Source organism: Candidatus Paceibacterota bacterium, assembly GCA_041666915.1.
GTDB lineage: Bacteria > Patescibacteriota > Minisyncoccia > Phycocordibacterales > PALSA-1337 > C7867-002.
In genome coordinates this window covers 1-17,703 of sequence record JBAYFZ010000009.1, presented here as the reverse complement: position 1 = coordinate 17,703, position 17,703 = coordinate 1, and the positions used below count along the sequence as shown (strand labels likewise).

General features: G+C 39.2%; 17 protein-coding genes and 1 tRNA gene. 5 read left to right on the top strand and 13 right to left on the bottom strand.

Translation table 11 applies throughout. The annotated features are described in order from the left end of the window. Positions 1–120: 120 nt before the first annotated feature. The 7 genes from WCS89_04545 to WCS89_04515 all read right to left on the bottom strand — a co-directional run bounded on the left by WCS89_04545 (position 121) and on the right by WCS89_04515 (position 5,690). Positions 121–208 (bottom strand) — tRNA-Ser (locus WCS89_04545). A gap of 94 nt (positions 209–302) precedes the next feature. After that, positions 303–1,193: a TPM domain-containing protein gene (locus WCS89_04540; GenBank protein ID MFA6554741.1), complete on the bottom strand. Its 891-nt coding sequence runs from the start codon at positions 1,191–1,193 to the stop codon at positions 303–305. Between the two features lie 140 nt (positions 1,194–1,333). Next, complete coding sequence (locus WCS89_04535; GenBank protein ID MFA6554740.1) at positions 1,334–1,894, bottom strand: LemA family protein; 561 nt, start codon at positions 1,892–1,894, stop codon at positions 1,334–1,336. Between the two features lie 69 nt (positions 1,895–1,963). Then, positions 1,964–2,656: a hypothetical protein gene (locus tag WCS89_04530; protein MFA6554739.1), complete on the bottom strand. Its 693-nt coding sequence runs from the start codon at positions 2,654–2,656 to the stop codon at positions 1,964–1,966. A 73-nt stretch (positions 2,657–2,729) separates the two neighbouring features. Next, entirely contained in the window at positions 2,730–3,488 is a 759-nt protein-coding gene (locus WCS89_04525) for a hypothetical protein (protein MFA6554738.1), read from the bottom strand. A gap of 176 nt (positions 3,489–3,664) precedes the next feature. Next, positions 3,665–5,290, bottom strand: coding sequence for a chaperonin GroEL (groL, locus tag WCS89_04520; GenBank protein ID MFA6554737.1), 1,626 nt, complete (start codon positions 5,288–5,290; stop codon positions 3,665–3,667). A gap of 94 nt (positions 5,291–5,384) precedes the next feature. Then, on the bottom strand, positions 5,385–5,690 hold the full coding sequence (locus WCS89_04515; protein ID MFA6554736.1) for a co-chaperone GroES: 306 nt from the start codon (positions 5,688–5,690) through the stop codon (positions 5,385–5,387). A gap of 231 nt (positions 5,691–5,921) precedes the next feature. Between WCS89_04515 and secG the strand changes: the two genes are divergently transcribed. The 4 genes from secG (at position 5,922) to WCS89_04495 (ending at position 10,543) form a co-directional block, all read left to right on the top strand. Then, positions 5,922–6,143 carry a preprotein translocase subunit SecG gene (gene secG, locus WCS89_04510; protein MFA6554735.1) on the top strand — a complete coding sequence of 74 codons (222 nt, stop codon included), beginning with the start codon at positions 5,922–5,924 and terminating at the stop codon, positions 6,141–6,143. Between the two features lie 224 nt (positions 6,144–6,367). Then, positions 6,368–8,137 (top strand): ABC transporter substrate-binding protein, encoded by a 1,770-nt coding sequence (locus WCS89_04505; protein MFA6554734.1) that lies wholly within the window; start codon positions 6,368–6,370, stop codon positions 8,135–8,137. A 2-nt stretch (positions 8,138–8,139) separates the two neighbouring features. Then, complete coding sequence (locus WCS89_04500) at positions 8,140–10,203, top strand: ribonuclease J (GenBank protein ID MFA6554733.1); 2,064 nt, start codon at positions 8,140–8,142, stop codon at positions 10,201–10,203. A 58-nt stretch (positions 10,204–10,261) separates the two neighbouring features. Next, positions 10,262–10,543 (top strand): GIY-YIG nuclease family protein, encoded by a 282-nt coding sequence (locus WCS89_04495; GenBank protein ID MFA6554732.1) that lies wholly within the window; start codon positions 10,262–10,264, stop codon positions 10,541–10,543. A 232-nt stretch (positions 10,544–10,775) separates the two neighbouring features. Here the strand turns inward: WCS89_04495 and WCS89_04490 are convergent, their stop codons facing one another. The 6 genes from WCS89_04490 to WCS89_04465 all read right to left on the bottom strand — a co-directional run bounded on the left by WCS89_04490 (position 10,776) and on the right by WCS89_04465 (position 16,305). Continuing rightward, positions 10,776–12,149, bottom strand: coding sequence for a lytic murein transglycosylase (locus tag WCS89_04490; protein MFA6554731.1), 1,374 nt, complete (start codon positions 12,147–12,149; stop codon positions 10,776–10,778). A 48-nt stretch (positions 12,150–12,197) separates the two neighbouring features. Then, a complete protein-coding gene (locus WCS89_04485) occupies positions 12,198–13,079 on the bottom strand; it encodes a LamG-like jellyroll fold domain-containing protein (protein ID MFA6554730.1) in 882 nt (293 codons plus the stop codon). 71 nt (positions 13,080–13,150) lie between these two features. Beyond that, the gene (locus WCS89_04480) at positions 13,151–14,029 is read right to left on the bottom strand and encodes a LamG-like jellyroll fold domain-containing protein (protein MFA6554729.1); all 879 of its coding nucleotides are present in this window, start codon (positions 14,027–14,029) and stop codon (positions 13,151–13,153) included. A gap of 296 nt (positions 14,030–14,325) precedes the next feature. Further along, positions 14,326–15,015: a 50S ribosomal protein L25 gene (locus tag WCS89_04475; protein ID MFA6554728.1), complete on the bottom strand. Its 690-nt coding sequence runs from the start codon at positions 15,013–15,015 to the stop codon at positions 14,326–14,328. Positions 15,016–15,141: 126 nt separating this feature from the next. Beyond that, positions 15,142–15,399 carry a hypothetical protein gene (locus WCS89_04470; protein MFA6554727.1) on the bottom strand — a complete coding sequence of 86 codons (258 nt, stop codon included), beginning with the start codon at positions 15,397–15,399 and terminating at the stop codon, positions 15,142–15,144. 33 nt (positions 15,400–15,432) lie between these two features. Then, entirely contained in the window at positions 15,433–16,305 is an 873-nt protein-coding gene (locus tag WCS89_04465; GenBank protein MFA6554726.1) for a class II fructose-bisphosphate aldolase, read from the bottom strand. A gap of 220 nt (positions 16,306–16,525) precedes the next feature. Here WCS89_04465 and WCS89_04460 point away from each other — a divergent pair, with 220 nt between their 5' ends. Then, entirely contained in the window at positions 16,526–17,578 is a 1,053-nt protein-coding gene (locus WCS89_04460; protein ID MFA6554725.1) for a carbohydrate kinase family protein, read from the top strand. The last annotated feature ends 125 nt before the right edge of the window (positions 17,579–17,703 follow it).

Sequence of the window (17,703 nt, the reverse complement as noted above, 5' to 3'; positions counted from 1 at the left end):
TTAATTCTGCAATTTGTTCGCTTGTAAATATTGTTCTCATGTTCTTTTGTTAATGATTAATTCTAACAAAAGAAAGCAGTAAACACTTAAGTTAGTGTCTACTAAATGGGGTACGTATCATGGCGGAGGGTAAGGGATTCGAACCCTTGGTGGGTTGCCCCACACACGCTTTCCAAGCGTGCGCACTAGACCGCTATGCGAACCCTCCTTGGAACAATCATCATAAACTAATTGCTAATTACCAGCAACCTAGAATTCAAGAACTAAGATTGACGAGATTACAAACCATCAGTCAGAAAATATTACCACCGACCACTCGCGCCACCACCGCCGGACATACCACCACCAAATCCGCCGAAGCCACCACCTCCGAAACCACCACTACCTCCGCCACCAAAGAACATTGGGAAGATACCACCATGACCGTCACCAGATTTTGGTGGATTTTTGGAAACGATGTAGTCAAAGATAAGTCCCAACATCGTAAAGATAATAATTGCTGTAATACCAGTAAAGAAGAAACCCCAGATAAGGCCAGCAACAATACCGACGACCGCACCTATCACGCCACCCAACCACCAAGATTTTGTTTTGCTTAGCAATCTAGTCAAGACACTACCAACAAAAAATATCAAGAATATAACCAATTCAAAGGTGACTTTTGAACCAGAAGATTTACTAGAATTACTTGGACTAGAAAAAGCGGCAGCGTCTGGAGAATTGGAAAGTATAGCGAGAACGGCGTTGACAGCACCTTTTGTACCAGAAGAATAATCCCCTGTCTTAAAAGCTGGAATCATAACATTACGAATAATGTTTCCAGATTGAATATCTGTAATCGTACCTTCAAGTCCATAACCAACTTCAATCCTAGCCTGACGATCATTTGGAGCAACGAGGATAAGTAAACCATTATCTCTATCCTTATTACCAATTCCCCATTCTTCAAAAAGTTTTATCGCATAAGTTTCTATTACTTCATCACCAAGAGAAGGGATAGTCACAACAACTATTTCAACACCAAAAGATTTCTCAAGTGAAGAAAGCTGACTATTCATCAATTGAATATCATCAACTTTCAAAACACCAGCAAAATCATTCACGAAACCACTGGATTTACCTGGACTGGTGTAAGCAAAGACACCGATAGGTATGATTAACCACACAAGTAATGTTGTGAGTATTTTGTTCATGAAGAATTATTCCTCTGTGTCATTCCCGCGAAGGCGATTTAGCAAAATCGTGTCGAATGGACCGGTGAATCCACGAAGACAACTAGAAGGATTTTTTGGTAATATCCTGGATTCCCGCCTTCGCGGGAATGACAACAAAATTAGAAACTAACTTTCGGAGCATTCTCCGCACCAGCAGTAGCATTGAAATATTCACGAGCACCAAAACCAAAGATTCCAGCAATGATGGAACTTGGGAATCTCATAACCTTCAAGTTATAGGTTTTAACGGATTCATTAAATCGTGTCCTTTCTACACTGACTCTATTTTCAGATCCTTCCAAATCGACCATCAAAGACTGGACAACTTCTGAAGATTTGAGTTGTGGATAATTTTCGGTAATGACTAACAATCTTCCGAGAGCACTTTCAACCTGACTAGCGGCAACGACTTTGTCATTTGTTGTAATAGCTCCAGAATATCTGGTACGAGCATCAGCGATGGCTGTAAATACAGCTTGTTCTTGCTTCATAACACCCTTTGCAGATTCTACAAGGTTAGGTATGAGATCAAAACGACGTTGGTATTGAGTCTCTATTTGTTTCCATTGAGTATCAGCAGAAACATTCAACGTAACAAGACTATTGTATGTAGACAAGCAATAGAGTCCTAAGGTTAAGACTATAACAAGAACTATTATAAGAATAATATTTTTATTCATAATTTTTAATTTATTAATGACTAATATTTTAACCATTAGAACTTCTAATGGTTAAATACTAATAACTAATTATTTCTTAACTGGAGCAACCTTGGACTCATCTTGTCCAGCTGGTCCTTGAACGAAGACGAAAGATTTGACCATATTTGTAAATTCGGTATCAGCAGTAGCTGTTATAGCTTTGTTATTGTTTTGAGCTTGAGTAATATTTGAACCTGTCAAACCCTTACTTTCTGGAGAGAGGGCAACTGAAGCAAATGAGAATGAATAACAAATGCTACCTTGTTGTAGAGAATACATTCTATTGAAGTATGAGCGACCTTGAACCGTATTGGACATAGAAATCATATTAACTGTGATGCCAGCTACCTTTATAGTTCCACGATCCTTGATAGTAGTAACTGGAGGAAAAGCACATTTTGCAGATACTATACTGATATCAGCTTGGAGTCTGTTAACTGTTGAAACTTGAGTTGAATCAATAGGCATAATGAAAGTTACACCTGTATTGGTATCACTAGCTTCCCATGCTGTTGGGTAATTGACTGCAAAACCTAGCTCTGCATTTTCATACTTTGAAGTCTTGGCTGATACTTTGGTTGTCTCGGTAACAGGTACAACAACGTTATTACCTGATACTTCACCAGCTGGATTGGTGGATGTATCTGATGTACTAGGAGTGGAAGAACTTCGTCCAAACCAGATTATTCCAACGATAACAACTATGAGCACAACAAGGGTTACTAAAGATGATTTCTTCATTAGATTAAATTATTAGTTAATTAATAGTAAATACGCTTTTATAAAGCATAGTTATCTCTATAGGATAGCATACCTACGGTATATTTCTCAACTGAAGGCTACCTAAAATACCATAGACAATATTCATCATATTATTGGCATCCACCAAGTGCTGTTCATCGTATTTCTTCACAAGAACTGGATCATCAACATATAAGCCAGCACCGTTGGCACCATGAGATTCTAGTAAGAGACTGTAACAAATACCGTTACCGTGAATATCGTACGAGATTTTTTTATAAATATTACCAACAGCGACATCATTTATTTCGGTCTTTGCGAAAGTTTTAGATTGCAACAAATCCGTAGAATTCCCCTTTTGCAGATCCTCCGAAAAATTTATCGTCAATGTTGAAGTAGACATATTGCCATAGTCAACCAATATGACTGGACCAAGACAAGTAGAACTGGCAGTAATAGTAATCTTCACATCATCTTCCAAAGGCCAGTGGAAATAATTCTTTTTTGGAAATGCCAAAATAAAAGATGAATCGCTATTATTCATTACCAAATTACGTGGATATTTAATACCAAAACCAAGTTCAACATTTTCATACATCTTCCAAGAAGTCGTATCTGACGTTGAAGTGGCAAATTCAAGGCTTGAACTAGCCGTATTTCTACCGTCAGCCGACTGACCAGAATCTGTTGAAGTCGAATTACTATTTTGTGAAGGGATCAGATCAAACTTCAAAGAATTCTTTTCTTGAATGTAATCGTACGCAGAAAAACCGACGAATCCGATAGAAGCTAGGATTACTAAGACGATGATTGTTATAAGAAAATTTTTCATTAACTTCTGTTGTCATTCCCGCGAAGGTGATTTAGTAAAATCATGTCGTATGGACCGGTAAATCCAGGATGTTACCACAAAATTCGTTTTCAAATAAATTATAACAGACTTTTATCTCGTAATAATCCTGGATTCCCGCCTTCGCGGGAATGACGCACGCGCAAATGACACGCAATCTAATACCCTCCTCCCCCCTCCTCCTTCTTCTCTTCAACCTCATCAGCAATAGCTGCTTCGGTGGTCAATAGTATAGCAGCTGCCGAACAAGCATTCTCCACACCTAGTCTGGTGACTTTGACAGGATCTACAATACCAGCCGTTATCATATCTGGGACCATTTCATCTTTTAGAGCATCATAGCCGATATTACCCTTACCATTCCTGATTTTATCAACAATGACCGAACCATCTTCTTTACCGGCATTGATAGCGATCTGTCTGGTTGGAGCCGAAAGGGCCTTGATGACTATTCTGTAACCGAGTTCTTGTTCTTTGGTTAGATTCTTCTTTGTCGCCAATGACTTTTCAACTTCATGAGCAGCTCTGATGAGTGCTGTACCTCCTCCAGCGACAATACCTTCTTCAATAGCGGCCTTGGTTGCATTCACCGCATCTTCTATTTTAAGTTTCAAATATTTCATCTCTGTTTCTGTAGCTGCACCTACACGAATAACAGCGACACCACCAGAAAGTTTTGCAATTCTAGTATCCATTTTTTCTGCTTCATATTTGGAATCAATCTGTTCTCTTTGTTTTTTGAGTTGACCAATCCTAGCTTCAATATCACTTTTCTTACCTTTACCACCAACAATGACCGTACTGTCCTTCTTGGAAATAACCTTGCGAGCTTTACCTAAGACAGAAAGGCTGGCGTTTTCAAATTTCATGCCAGTATCCTCCGTAACAACCGTGGCGCCGACTGTGACAGCGATATCTTCCAAAATTTCTTTCTTTTTATCACCATAACCAGGAGCTTTGATAGCTAGGACATTGAATGTTCCACGGAGTTTATTGACCACAAAAGTAGCCAGAGCTTCCCCATCTACATCATCGGCGATTATGACCAAATCTTTTTTACCACTTTTTGCCAACTGTTCAAGCATTGGAAGTATCTCTTTGATAGTAGAGATTTTCTTATCTGTAATCAAAATAGCAGGATCATTGAATTCAGCTTCCATTCTCTCAGAATTTGTAATCATGTAAGAAGATATGTAACCTTTATCAAATTCTATACCTTCAACAATCTCTGATTCCAAATCAGTAGACTGAGATTCTTCTACAGTAACAACTCCGTCTTTGCCTACTTTTTTGATTGTACCTGCAATGATGGCCCCTAGTTCGGCAGATTCAGAAGAAACCGTAGCAACTTGTTTGATCTCGTCGTCACTCTTGATAGGAGTAGCAATCTTCTTCAATACGGCTACAATATCTTTTGAGGCTGATTCAATACCAAAACGAAGTCCCATGGCATTTACACCCATAGTTGTTTCGCGCATACCTTCACTGACAATAGACTGGATGAGGATGGTAGCGGTAGTAGTTCCGTCTCCAGCAATATCGTTGGTTTTAGAAGCTACTTCCTTTACTATCTCTGCACCCATATTTTCAAATTTATCTTTCAAAACTATATCTTTGGCAATGGAAACGCCGTCATTTGTAATGGTTGGCGATCCGTAACCTCTGTCCAACACAACATTACGTCCACGTGGACCGATAGTTATCTTCACAACATTTGCAACAGCGTCAACACCATTTTTGAGAGCTTTACGAGCAGATTCGTTATAGAGGATTTTTTTGGACATAGGGTTTAGTTATTAGAGGTAAGAGGTAGGAGGTAAGAAATAAAAACAATGTGATTTGTGATTAATCTTAACTCTTAACTCTTATCTCCTAACTCTACTTAATAATTGCCAACACTTCACTCTCTTTCACTATATAATATTCTTCTTCTCCAATCTTAACCTTATCACCCCACTGGAAAAGCACTTTATCACCTTCTTTGACACCTATAGGAATAAGTTTACCATCTTCGTATCTTCCAGAACCAACAGCTACAACCTCGCCTCTTTTACTACCTTTATCTTCATTTACTGTTACAGGAATGATAATGCCTGAAGAAGTCCTTTTTTCTTTACTTTCACCGTCTTCTTTTATTAGAATTCTATCTTGCAGTGGTTTTATCTTTTTGGATATATCTTTCATGTTTTTAGATTATTACTAATAGTAAAGTTATTATATACAGAATACGCGATGACGCAAGGAGTCTTGTGTCATTCCCGCGAAGACGATTTAGCAAAATCGTATCAAATGGACCAGTAGATCTATGGTTACCACAGAATAGAGATTATTGATTCGTAATAATCCTGGATTCCCGCCTTCGCGGGAATGACAACAAAGTTGCAAAAAATCCAACATATGCTAACATCATAACCAATGAAGTCACTTCTCCCCTATTTTCAGATAATTCTGTCAGTCGTTTTGGTTGTTGTTATCTTGCTCCAAAAGACCGGAAATCAAGTAGGTGGGGCCTTCGGAGGCAGTGACAATTTCAGTTCAGCATTCCACACACGACGCGGATTTGAAAAGGTCTTGTTTACTACAACCATTATTATTGCCATCCTTTTTGCTGTTTCAGCATTGATTAGTCTTATCTAACCACAACTGCGAATTTCTAATTTTTAATTACTAATTTCTAAGAAAACCCCAATTTCTAAGTTCCAAACATTGAGAATTGGTATTTGGTCATTTCTTAGAAATTAAAAATTAGTAATTAGAAATTCTTACCTCTTAACTCAACCATTCAAATTATTTTATAAAACTGTTTACTCGTAATAATCCTAGATTCCCGCCTTCGCGGGAATGACACACCTAACCTCACCGTGAACCCTTCATCCCCTACAGAATTCCGCCTAAAAAACGGTTCCAAAATATTAAATTATATAAAGAATTTCTCAGCAACAGAGAAAACTATCTTCGGTGTACTTATTATCATCGCTGGATTTTCAGCTCTGATGTTAGCCGGAATGGTCAACAACAGCTTTATGACAGAGATTCCAAAACATGGCGGTGAATTACGTGAAGGTGTTATTGGTCTACCACATGTTATCAATCCTGTTTTAGTCGTAACAGATGTTGATCGTGATATCTCCACCCTTATCTATTCAGGATTGATGAAATATAACAACGGTGATCTTGTCACAGATTTGGCCGAATCATACAAAATATCAGAAGATGGCCTCACTTATTCATTCAAATTACGTCCAGGAACATACTTCCACGATGGAACTCCACTAACGACAAATGACATTGTCTTTACCATTCAAAAAATTCAAAATATTGCTCTGAAAAGTCCTCGCCGAGGCGATTGGAAAGACGTCGTGGTCACCGCTATATCGCCCAACGAGATCAAATTCACTCTAAAACAACCATATAGTCCTTTCATAACTAACACTACTATTGGTATATTACCAAAACATATTTGGAATAATCTAAATGACGATCAATTTGGCCTTTCTGAATATAACATTGAGCCAATCGGTTCCGGACCTTACAAACTCAAATCTCTCATTCGTGACGCAGGAGGCATTCCAAGCCAATACAAACTCGTAGTCTCAAAACAATATTATGCAAAAAAGCCATATTTAGATGCAATAACTTTCAATTTTTTCTCTGATATAGAAAAAGCCATCTTCGCTTTGGAAAATGAGACCATTGATAGTCTGTCTTCTATTTCACCAGATCAAGCAAAAAAGATCTCAACAGATTATGAAGATACTTACTCTGTTCTTTCTACACCACTATCCAGAATATTCGGGGTATTTTTCAATCAAAGTAACAATCCTGTATTGGCTGATAAAAATGTCCGCCAAGCTCTAGATATTTCTGTAGATCGTTCTTTAATTATCAAATCTATTTTTAATGACTACGGGATAGCTATTCAGGGTCCATTACCATCTGGAATGATTGCTTCAAAATCTGCAAATAGTCCAGCATCTTTTGATAAACCAGATTTAGCAAAAGCTAAGTCCATTCTAGAAAAAGCCGGCTGGAGTAAAAACCCTACAACAGGAATTTATGAGAAAAAGGGCGCAAAAAATACTATTCAAACATTATCTTTTGATATTTATACAGCAGATACACCTGACCTAAAGAAAGCTGCTGAAATGGTTAAAGATTATTGGAATGCACTCGGCGCAAAAGTTGGAATCAAAGTCTTTGAGCCATCTGACCTTTATCAAAACATCATTCGCCCACGTAAATATGACGCTCTCCTATTCGGTCAATTGATAGGCAAAGATCACGATGTCTATGCATTTTGGCACTCCTCACAGAGAAACTCTCCTGGTTTGAACGTTTCAATGTACGTCAATAATAAAGTTGATGCTTTGCTAGAAAACATCCGTAGTACAAACGATGATGAAGCCCGTAAGAATAAATATAAAGAACTAGACCAGCTCATTCGTGCAGACATACCTGCTGTCTTCTTATATTCACCAAACTTTACTTACGCCATACCAAAGAATCTACGAGCTGTAAATTCAGGAAAGATAGATTTAAATAATGTGACCATACCATCAGATCGTCTAAATTCTATTACCAACTGGTATCTAGTAACAGAAAAAGTTTGGAAAATATTCGCAAATAAATAATCATGAACAATCAACAAAACCCACAACAAAATAAAAAACCTGCTCCGGTTAGAACTTTCACTTCAAATGTTCCATTAAATACAGCAAGGACTCCAATAAAAACACCGTCAACCCCTCTGACCACCTCGACAGGCTCAACCCGCTCGACGAGCTCGGGGCAAGCAAGCACGGGGCAAGCAAACCCACACCGTATCGTCATGGGCAAAGCTATCCGCAAAAATCCAGAGATATTGCGTCACATTGCTGGTGCACGTATGAATGTTATGCGTAAAGAATCACGCGGAGGTGGTCGTAGACCAAGTCCAGCCCGTTCTCTCACACACAGTAAAGGTGAAGATATTATTCCTGCTTTAGCTCCAGATTCTATCCGTATCGTTCCATTAGGAGGTGTAGAAGAGATTGGACGTAATATGACGGCTATAGAATACGGCAACGATATAATCGTCATTGATATCGGCTTTCAATTCAAAGATGAAAATACTCCAGGTATAGATTACATCTTGCCAAATACAAAATATCTTGAAGAAAGACAGGGCAAGATTCGTGCTGTTATCATCACTCACGGTCACCTTGACCATATCGGGGGCATTCCTTATATCATGCCACGTATAGGCAATCCACCTTTGTATACACGCATGCTCACTTCTGTTCTCATTCAAAAAAGACAAGAGGAATTCCAACATGTTCCAAAACTAAATATTAAAGTCGTAGAAAAAGAAGAAACTATCACTTTAGGCAATTTGAAAGTAAAATTCTTCGCTGTTACTCACACCATTCCAGACGCTATGGGTGTTATCGTCCAAACACCTTATGGTTCCATCGTTCACACTGGCGACCTCAAACTAGATCATGACGGTGGTATACCAACTGCCGTGGAAGAAGCAGAGTATGATCGTGCTTTTCCAAAAACATCCGGAGGTGAAGCCTCCGGAAGAACACCGACTGGAGTCCTAATGCTCATGGCAGATTCCACCAACGTAGAAAACCCCGGCTTTTCTATTGCAGAAAAAGTTGTTCACAAAAATATTGAAGAAATCATCAAAAATGTCCAAGGTCGCCTCATCATCGCAACCTTCTCATCTCTTCTAGAGCGTCTCTTGAAAATCATTGACTTCGCAGAGAAGTACGGCAAAAAAGTCGTCGTTGAGGGACGCAGTATGAAATCCAACCTTGATATCTGTAAACATCTAGGCCTTATGAAAGCCAAAAATGAGACCATGATCACAAGTGATTCCATGGACAATTACCCACCAGACAGGATCATCATCCTTGCAACAGGTGCTCAAGGTGATGAATTTGCCGCTATGATGCGTATGTCCAACAAAACTCATACCAAGATCAAGATCACTCCACGTGACACGATCATGCTTTCATCTTCAGTTATTCCTGGTAATGAACGTGCTGTTCAAAAACTCAAAGACAATCTTTCTAGACAAGGTGCAAAGATCATTCACTATCGTATAGCTGACGTCCACTCTTCTGGTCACGCCAATCGCGACGAAACTGCTTGGATCCATCGCAAGATTCATCCAAAGTTCTTCATGCCTGTTCACGGATATCACTACATGTTGCGCGTTCACGGTGACATTGCAAAAGAAGCCAATGGTCTCAAAGAAGAAGATGTTGTCATTCCAGACAATAGTTCTATCATTGAAATTCAAAACGCTGGTACAAAAATAGTTAAACTCAAAGAAAAAGCTGCTTCTGGGTTGGTTCTAGTTGATGGATTCTCTGTAGGTGACGTACAAGATGTTGTCATTCGTGACCGTCAAATGCTCGCTCAAGATGGTATATTCATCGTCTTTGGTATCATCAATCTCTCCAATGGTAAGCTCAAAAAATCCCCTGATATTATTTCAAGAGGCTTCGTCTATCTCCGCGAGTCACAAGAATTACTACACGAAGTTCGTATTCTCATCAAAGATACTATTGAGAAGTCTACTCGTGGTCAAAATCCTATAAACGTTGATTTTGTCAAAGACAATATTACTGATGCAGTCAGCAAATTCCTTTTGACGAAGACAGCGAAGAGACCGATGGTGATACCGGTGATACTTACTATTTAGTTGGTGTCATTCCCGCGAAAGCGGGAATCCAGTGTAATACCATAAATTCTCGAATAATATGAATAAAACATTTTATGTTTATATTCTTGCAAGTGATGTAAACGGCACTCTGTATATTGGTGTTACAAATGATCTAAAGCGTCGATTATATGAACATAAAAATAATCTAGTAGACGGATTCACTGAAAAATACAATGTCCATAGATTAGTCTGGTATGACTACACTGACAATATTGAATCAGCTATACAAAGAGAAAAACAACTGAAGAAATGGAATCGTAAGTGGAAGATTGAGTTAATTGAGAAAACTAATCCTCAATGGAATGATTTACCTATTTAATATAGAGTATGAGGTATGACACTGGATTCCCGCTTTCGCGGGAATGACAACAATCATAACTACTAATTATCAATTCAATCTACAATAATACAAAACTCCCCAATCGAGGGGAGTTTTTATATATCCTAAATCTCATCTATGTATTGCGTGGATAGACCCACGCGGTCTCGTTACTTAAGATATTAGCAAATTGACCTTTAAAGTCAATGCTCTAAAAATTAGAAATTCTTTCTTACAATCCTTGCAATGGATCAATCATAGTCCTCTGAATAGAATCAGCTAGTGACAACACGCTATTTCCGTAGGTAGTATTTCCCTTCACCAAGCCACAAGCTCGGCCGGAGTAATATTTGCAGGCAGCATTACGTTCAGCTGTATATGTACCACTTCCCGCACCAAGATCAGACATGTAGATAGCTGAGGCCATAAAAGCATGGCCAGGATTCCAAGGGTCCGGCATACCAGAAATTCCTACGGCTGAAGCAACCCTTTCTTTGAAAATCACCCATGTAGAAGCAATAAACTGAGCGGGACCCATCGCGCCTCCCCAACCAATTTCCAATGGACAGGAGACAACTTGCTTGGAAGGGTCACCGCCGATTTGTTGCAAAATCTGAGTAAATGGTGGAATATCACGGGTTGGATTCATAACATGAGAAACCATATTTCCACTCTTAGCGTTGATACCGTCTCCAGTCTGCATATTCGTTACATAACATTTTCCTACATTACTTCCAAGATTAGATTCTTGAGTAATGACTGCCAATATCAACGCCGGTCTAACACCCGTCCTCTGTGATGCCAAAGTAGCATATTGAAGTGCCTGTCCAAATGGAATAGCGGCGGCATCGCGTAGTGAGAACAAAGCTGCTCGTATCTGTGCGGCGCGAGCCTGTTTCTGAGCAATCAGATTTGAATACGACTTCTCTGCGCCTTTACTCAAAGCCAATAATTGTTTTTGCTCAGCTTGATTACTTTGAATATTTTTCTGTTGTTGTTGAATAGCATATCTAGCATCTGTTTCTTTATTACGACGAGCATCAAGAGCATCTTTCTCGGCAGTAGTAGAAGCCTTATCAGAACGAAGTTGTTCAAAAGTTGTCTTCAAACCATCTTGGACTGCTTGGAATGAATCAAAATCTTTAAATAGACCACTAATACTGGTTTGAGATAAGACTAATTCTTCAATAGAAACATTCCCCATTTCATTTGTTTTGCGTAGAAGTTGAGCGAGTGTATCTTTACCACGATCAATGCGATCTTCAAGCTTATTTATCTTTGTTATTTTTACAGAAATATCATTGCCTAGACTTTGTATCAAAATATTTTTGGCTTTAATGTCCAATTCAGCAGAACGAATCTTTGCACTAAGGACGGCAATATCACGAGTAAGCGAAGCACTCTTGCCTTGCGCATTCGCCAATTCTTTTGCCGCTTGTTTTTGTTCAGCTTCAACCTGAGCCAATTCTTGTTGCAATTCAACTCTTTGCTGTGGAGTCAGTTCTGTAGTCTGAGCCTGCACGAAAGATGGGTAAATAAGTGTAGAAAAAGAAAAAACAGGCAAAAATAGCCCTATTACAGCCAAGATTAAAACGCTTCTTTTCATTGATTTATTATAGCAGATTTTACGGAAGCCTCGCTTCCGGAAAGCGAATTATTTTACCCGTGCCAAGGTATGTTTTGGTGCACCTTCGGCGTAGATTTGTTGGATACGATCGGCGGTGAGGACTTCGTTGAATAAAGCGAGATCGTATATAAAACCATTAAAATGTTTAAGGTAAGAACCATTATAATACGCAACACCAACAAATACACTATCAACTATAATACTACTCAAAGGTGACGAAAACGTGAACGGTGATACTGTTTTATATAATTTACCATCAACATAAAATCTTATAGTACCCGATACACCATCATCATAATAAGAATACGCCAAATTGACCCATTTTGCTTCTGGAATTCTATAATCTGTAACAAAACCAGGTGAAGGACCTACCGTCATATACCCCGATGGATTAAGCATCATATTTGCAGCATATTTTGTTCCAGAAGAATCTAAAGCTGAAAAAATCCCAGTAAATGAAAAACTAAAAGACATTACAGGTAGGTAAACCCAAACACTCGCCGTATAACCACCATTTTTTGCTAAATTGATATTTCTAGAAACAAGATTATTAGACGCAAAGTAATTGGTAGTATCATTGATTGAATCAGCTGAAAAATCTAAAGAATACCCAGATGGTATTGGTCTATTCGTGGACGATCTCAGGGTGGAACCATTACTTATCAACGTAATACCATTAAGCCCACTATCTTGTACATTTGAATTATCTTCTCCACTAAATTTCCACACCCCCACAGCATCCGAACCCCAAGCTTGATAAAGGTTGTCAGCAAACATACTAGAAGCCGCGATCCTAGCTTTGTCGCGAGCACCAGAAGTTGAGACAAGGACAGTAGAAGCGAGTGTTCCAATAATACTAATAACGATCAAAAGTTCAATTATGGTAAAACCTTGGGATTTCTTTTTCATTTGATTATTTTAACATGTAATATAGTTGGATACCAAGCTACTTCCAGTTTCCGGAAGCGAGGCCTCCGGGATTACTTCACCTTCGCCAAGGTATGCCTGGTTATTCCTTCTGCGTAGATCTGTTGAATACGATCGGCGGTAAGGACTTGGTTGTAGATGGCAAGTTCGTCCATATAACCTCTCAAATGAGCACCTAATGAGCTAGAACCGCCAATATAAATATTCTTAGCAATCCAGTAAGCTGGATTGCTAATATTTCCAGAAAGAGTGCAATTCTTTAGTGAATTAAATAATTTTCCATCTACATAAAATCTAACATCCGTTCCGTCCCAAGAAAATGCAAAATTAACCCACTTATTCAAGGGTGTACTATATGAACTATATATATTTGAGCTCGGATTAAGTGGAGTTGGACATGTTGAAAATAGAGGACCTGCGTTTACTCTATCGGCAGCAATATTTAAATAACTAACTCTTGTCTCTACGCTATTTATAGTAAACGGAAGTCCAAAAGTTGTGTCTGAAGGAAGGTATACCCAAAGACTTACGGTGTGCTTTGAGAGACTCAACCCTCTTGCAGAAATATCAACGGTAGTATAACTCGTAGGACTTGACGCTGTCACCGACGTACTAAAATCAAGGGATCTTCCAGAAGGAAGTGGCCTTTCTGAATCTGAACGCGTACCAGCGTCTACTTTACTTAAAGTAATCCCATTCGGCCCCGAGTCTTTTGCATCCTCTCCAGTATTCTCATCAAACTTCCATATCCCAAAAGCATCATCACCCCAGGCGTGGTACAAATTTGTGGAGAACATAATAGCAGAAGCAACTCTTCCCTTTTCCCTAGCGCCTTGAAGAGATACAAGAACAACCGAGGCAATAGTGCCGATAACACTGATCACGACCAAAAGTTCTATAAGGGTAAATCCGCGAGTACGTCCAAATTTCATAACTATAGTTTAACATAATCAATCATTACAACGAAGGTTAATTACAGTGGGGACGAGGCGGGTGGAGACGTTTAATTAGTAACAACAATTTGATACCCCCTAGGGGGGAGGGGGTATCAAATTCAAAAACACGATCCCCCTCCCCCCGGAGGGGTATCTTATTCTTTATTTAGAAAAGACCTTCCCAACCTCGCAAAAATGAGCCATCCGACAAAAAATCCCGCTTAAAGCCTCAACTTAAAAGCGAGATTTTCCTAGAAATTTTCTTAAAAAATTCCGTCGCCTACTACGTCCTATTACTTCTTCTCTTCCTTCTTATCACCCTTTGCAGGAGCGTCGCCAGCACCAGCAGGAGCTTCACCTTCCTTGACTTCTTTGCCCTTGGCCTCAACTTCAATAGCTGACATATCAATAGCAGTAGGAGCCTCCTCAACTTCTTCCTTGGCAACAGCAATAGAAGCGATGACTTCATCTGCACCGATCTTGATCTCAACACCAGCAGGAACTGGGAGATCCTTGGCTAAAATAACACTAGTAAGTTCAACAAGTTTGGAGATGTCAACGACAATATTTTGTGGCAAATCACGAGGAGCGGCTTCAATATCAATAGTACGACGTACTTTGACCAGAATACCACCTTGATCTTTGACTGCAGGAGAAACACCTTCAAAAACTAGAGGTAAGGCAACTTCTACCTTCTTTCCCTTTTCAATAACATAAAAATCAGCATGGCGAGGTTCACCAGAAAGAGGATGAATATCAATATCATGAATCAAAGACTCATGTTCATTGCCTGCAGAATCCTTTAGGACAATAACTGAGAATTCACCAGCCTTTTTCCAGACTTTCTTGAAAGCAATAGCATCTATAATAATAGGGGTTGAAGTTTCCTTTGGACCATAGAAAATAGCAGGAATCTGCCCTGTTTTACGAATTTGATCGGCTCCAACCTTCATATCACGCTTTTGGATATCTAATGACAACATGTGAGCCATTATACACGGGTCTCTAAATAAGTCCAGTTACGACCGCATATGTAACGATGATGTTGGAAATAATAACCGCTGTAAAAATAATACGTACTGACAAAGGAAGCTTAGACTTTGTTGGATTCATAGAAAAAATGTTAATGATACGACTGTAATAATAATATTAATAATAACTATCCCCACCAAAACAACTTGCGCACCTTGAGGCGACTTCACGATATTATGTCGCATAAGCCACCCTGCCATACCCTTTTCTTCACCACCAGAATACCCTGGATACATAGAAGATGGGGATTGGAAACCCGAACCACCTCCAGATGATTGTTGACGCACTGGATTGATTCCGAATGAATCCTCTTCAAATTCAACACCGGTAGACATAATGGTTTAATTATACATCAATCTTAACATTAATTATACACCCAATATCCTGATCTTTTCCTCAACAACCTTTTGCATAGCCTGTTTGGCTGGCTTTAAATACTTGTAAGGTGACACTTCTTCACGATCTTCAGATAGGGATTTGACCAAACCAGCACGATAAGCGATACGAAGCTCTGTATTAACGTGAACTATAGCCACGCCAGCCTTGATAGTCTTTGCTATATCATCGGCAGTATTGCCCGAAGCACCATGTAAGACTAGAGGTATTGAGATAACCTGACGAATCTCTTTGGCTCGTACATCATTCAAAGCCGGATCTCCTCCACGGATAACACCATGAATATTGCCTATAGCTGGAGCTAACAAATCTATACCTGTTTCTTCTACGAACCTCTTGGCATCTTCTGGTTTTGTCATGGCAGAGTCACCAGCAACAGCTCCTTCTGGAATAGCATCAAGGACTTTTGAAGATGTACCGATAAAACCGAGTTCCCCTTCTATTAGAATTTTATTACCATTTGCCGACTTATGTTGTTTAGCAAATTCAACACACTTTTTCGTGACTTCAATATTTTCTTCTAAAGAAAGTTTTGCCCCATCAAAAATAACCGAATCAAATCCAGCCAAAATGGCTTCTTTTACTCTTTCAAATGAATACGTATGATCGGCATTCAAAAATATAGGCTGATTTCTTTCTTTACGAATACTCTGAATAATCGCTACAACCTGATTGATCCCTACATAATCTCGCTCACCTTCAGAAACTCCGACAATAACAGGAACTTTGAGTTCGTGAGCTGTATCAGCGACTGCCCAGATACCATCTAGAGTTGAGATATTAAAATGACCTATGGCCTTATGATTGGCAGAGGCTTCGGAGATATATTCTTGTAGTGATTTCATATTATGATTTTAACACATCCGACGATGTTCAACATAGTCATGTTTTTTGTTTGTGTCATTCCCGCGAAGGCGGGAATCCAGGATTGTTACTAATCAATAATCTATATTTTGTGGCAACCATGGATTCCCGGTCCATTCGACACGATTTTGCTAAATCGCCTTCGCGGGAATGACAAAAAAAGGCCTTCGCGGGAATGACATGCAATGCTATAATATACGCATGTTTCGCAAGCAGATCGACATACTCTCTATCGGAGATTTGACAACCGACGCCTTCATCCGTCTCAAAGACGCCCATGTTCATTGTGAGGTAAACCACAACGATCGCGAACTTTGCGTTCCATTCGGAGGCAAAATACCTTTTGAATATATAAAGATCATCAAAGCCGTAGGTAATGCTGGCAACTCCGCTGTAACCGCTTCAAGGCTTGGATTAAACTCTGCTTTAGTATCAAATATCGGAGATGATTCAAATGGACACGAATGTTTGGCTGAACTCCAAAAAAATAAGGTTATAACTTCATTCATAAAAGAACATAAAAATAGGCCGACAAATTATCATTTTGTTCTCTGGTATGATGTTGATAGAACTATCCTAGTCAATCATGTAGATTATGAATATCATTTACCAAAATTTCCTACTCCAAAATGGATTTATTTAACTTCAGTCGGAGCAAATACCAGACCATATCATATGGAAATCGCTGACTATCTATCAAAAAATCCAAAAGTTAAATTGGCTTTTCAACCAGGAACATATCAGATCAAGTTGGGATACAAAGCCTTAGAGGCGATATACAAACAGACTGATGTCTTTATCTCAAACGTGGATGAAGCGAGAAAAATTTTACAAGAATCAGGTACAACGTCAAAGTTACACTTGGAACCATATCGGGGCGCGACTTCCATAAACCCATCGGTAAATTTCAGATCAATCTTGAAATCCATGCACGAACTTGGACCGAAACTTGTCGTGGTCACCGACGGACCAAAAGGTGCATATATGTTTGATGGTGACCATTATTATCATATGCCAATATACCCAGACCCTCGTCCACCCTTAGAAAGGACAGGTTGTGGTGATGCTTGGGCTTCCACTTTCGTTTCGGCTTTAGCAATGGGAAGACCACCTTTGGAAGCTTTGGTAATAGCACCTATAAATTCAATGTCAGTCGCTCAATTCATTGGCTCACAAGAAGGACTTCTCAAATTGGATCAAATGGAGTGGTGGTTGGCGAGAGCGCCGGATGAGTACAGACCGAGGGAAATCTAATTCTGTGTCATTCCCGCGAAGGCGGGAATCCAGGATGTAACCACATTAAGAAGTGTAAATTTTGTTAGTTCAAAGTGAAAAGTGCAAAATGCAAAGTTGTAATTATTAGTTAATAGTTAAGGAAC

Excerpts from the sequence above, each read along its gene's own strand:
- WCS89_04540 (MFA6554741.1), bottom strand. The coding sequence starts at position 1,193 with ATGAACAAAATACTCACAACATTACTTGTGTGGTTAATCATACCTATC.
- WCS89_04535 (MFA6554740.1), bottom strand. The coding sequence starts at position 1,894 with ATGAATAAAAATATTATTCTTATAATAGTTCTTGTTATAGTCTTAACC.
- WCS89_04530 (MFA6554739.1), bottom strand. The coding sequence starts at position 2,656 with ATGAAGAAATCATCTTTAGTAACCCTTGTTGTGCTCATAGTTGTTATC.
- WCS89_04525 (MFA6554738.1), bottom strand. The coding sequence starts at position 3,488 with ATGAAAAATTTTCTTATAACAATCATCGTCTTAGTAATCCTAGCTTCT.
- groL (MFA6554737.1), bottom strand. The coding sequence starts at position 5,290 with ATGTCCAAAAAAATCCTCTATAACGAATCTGCTCGTAAAGCTCTCAAA.
- WCS89_04515 (MFA6554736.1), bottom strand. The coding sequence starts at position 5,690 with ATGAAAGATATATCCAAAAAGATAAAACCACTGCAAGATAGAATTCTA.
- secG (MFA6554735.1), top strand. The coding sequence starts at position 5,922 with ATGAAGTCACTTCTCCCCTATTTTCAGATAATTCTGTCAGTCGTTTTG.
- WCS89_04500 (MFA6554733.1), top strand. The coding sequence starts at position 8,140 with ATGAACAATCAACAAAACCCACAACAAAATAAAAAACCTGCTCCGGTT.
- WCS89_04495 (MFA6554732.1), top strand. The coding sequence starts at position 10,262 with ATGAATAAAACATTTTATGTTTATATTCTTGCAAGTGATGTAAACGGC.
- WCS89_04490 (MFA6554731.1), bottom strand. The coding sequence starts at position 12,149 with ATGAAAAGAAGCGTTTTAATCTTGGCTGTAATAGGGCTATTTTTGCCT.
- WCS89_04485 (MFA6554730.1), bottom strand. The coding sequence starts at position 13,079 with ATGAAAAAGAAATCCCAAGGTTTTACCATAATTGAACTTTTGATCGTT.
- WCS89_04480 (MFA6554729.1), bottom strand. The coding sequence starts at position 14,029 with ATGAAATTTGGACGTACTCGCGGATTTACCCTTATAGAACTTTTGGTC.
- WCS89_04475 (MFA6554728.1), bottom strand. The coding sequence starts at position 15,015 with ATGTTGTCATTAGATATCCAAAAGCGTGATATGAAGGTTGGAGCCGAT.
- WCS89_04470 (MFA6554727.1), bottom strand. The coding sequence starts at position 15,399 with ATGTCTACCGGTGTTGAATTTGAAGAGGATTCATTCGGAATCAATCCA.
- WCS89_04465 (MFA6554726.1), bottom strand. The coding sequence starts at position 16,305 with ATGAAATCACTACAAGAATATATCTCCGAAGCCTCTGCCAATCATAAG.
- WCS89_04460 (MFA6554725.1), top strand. The coding sequence starts at position 16,526 with ATGTTTCGCAAGCAGATCGACATACTCTCTATCGGAGATTTGACAACC.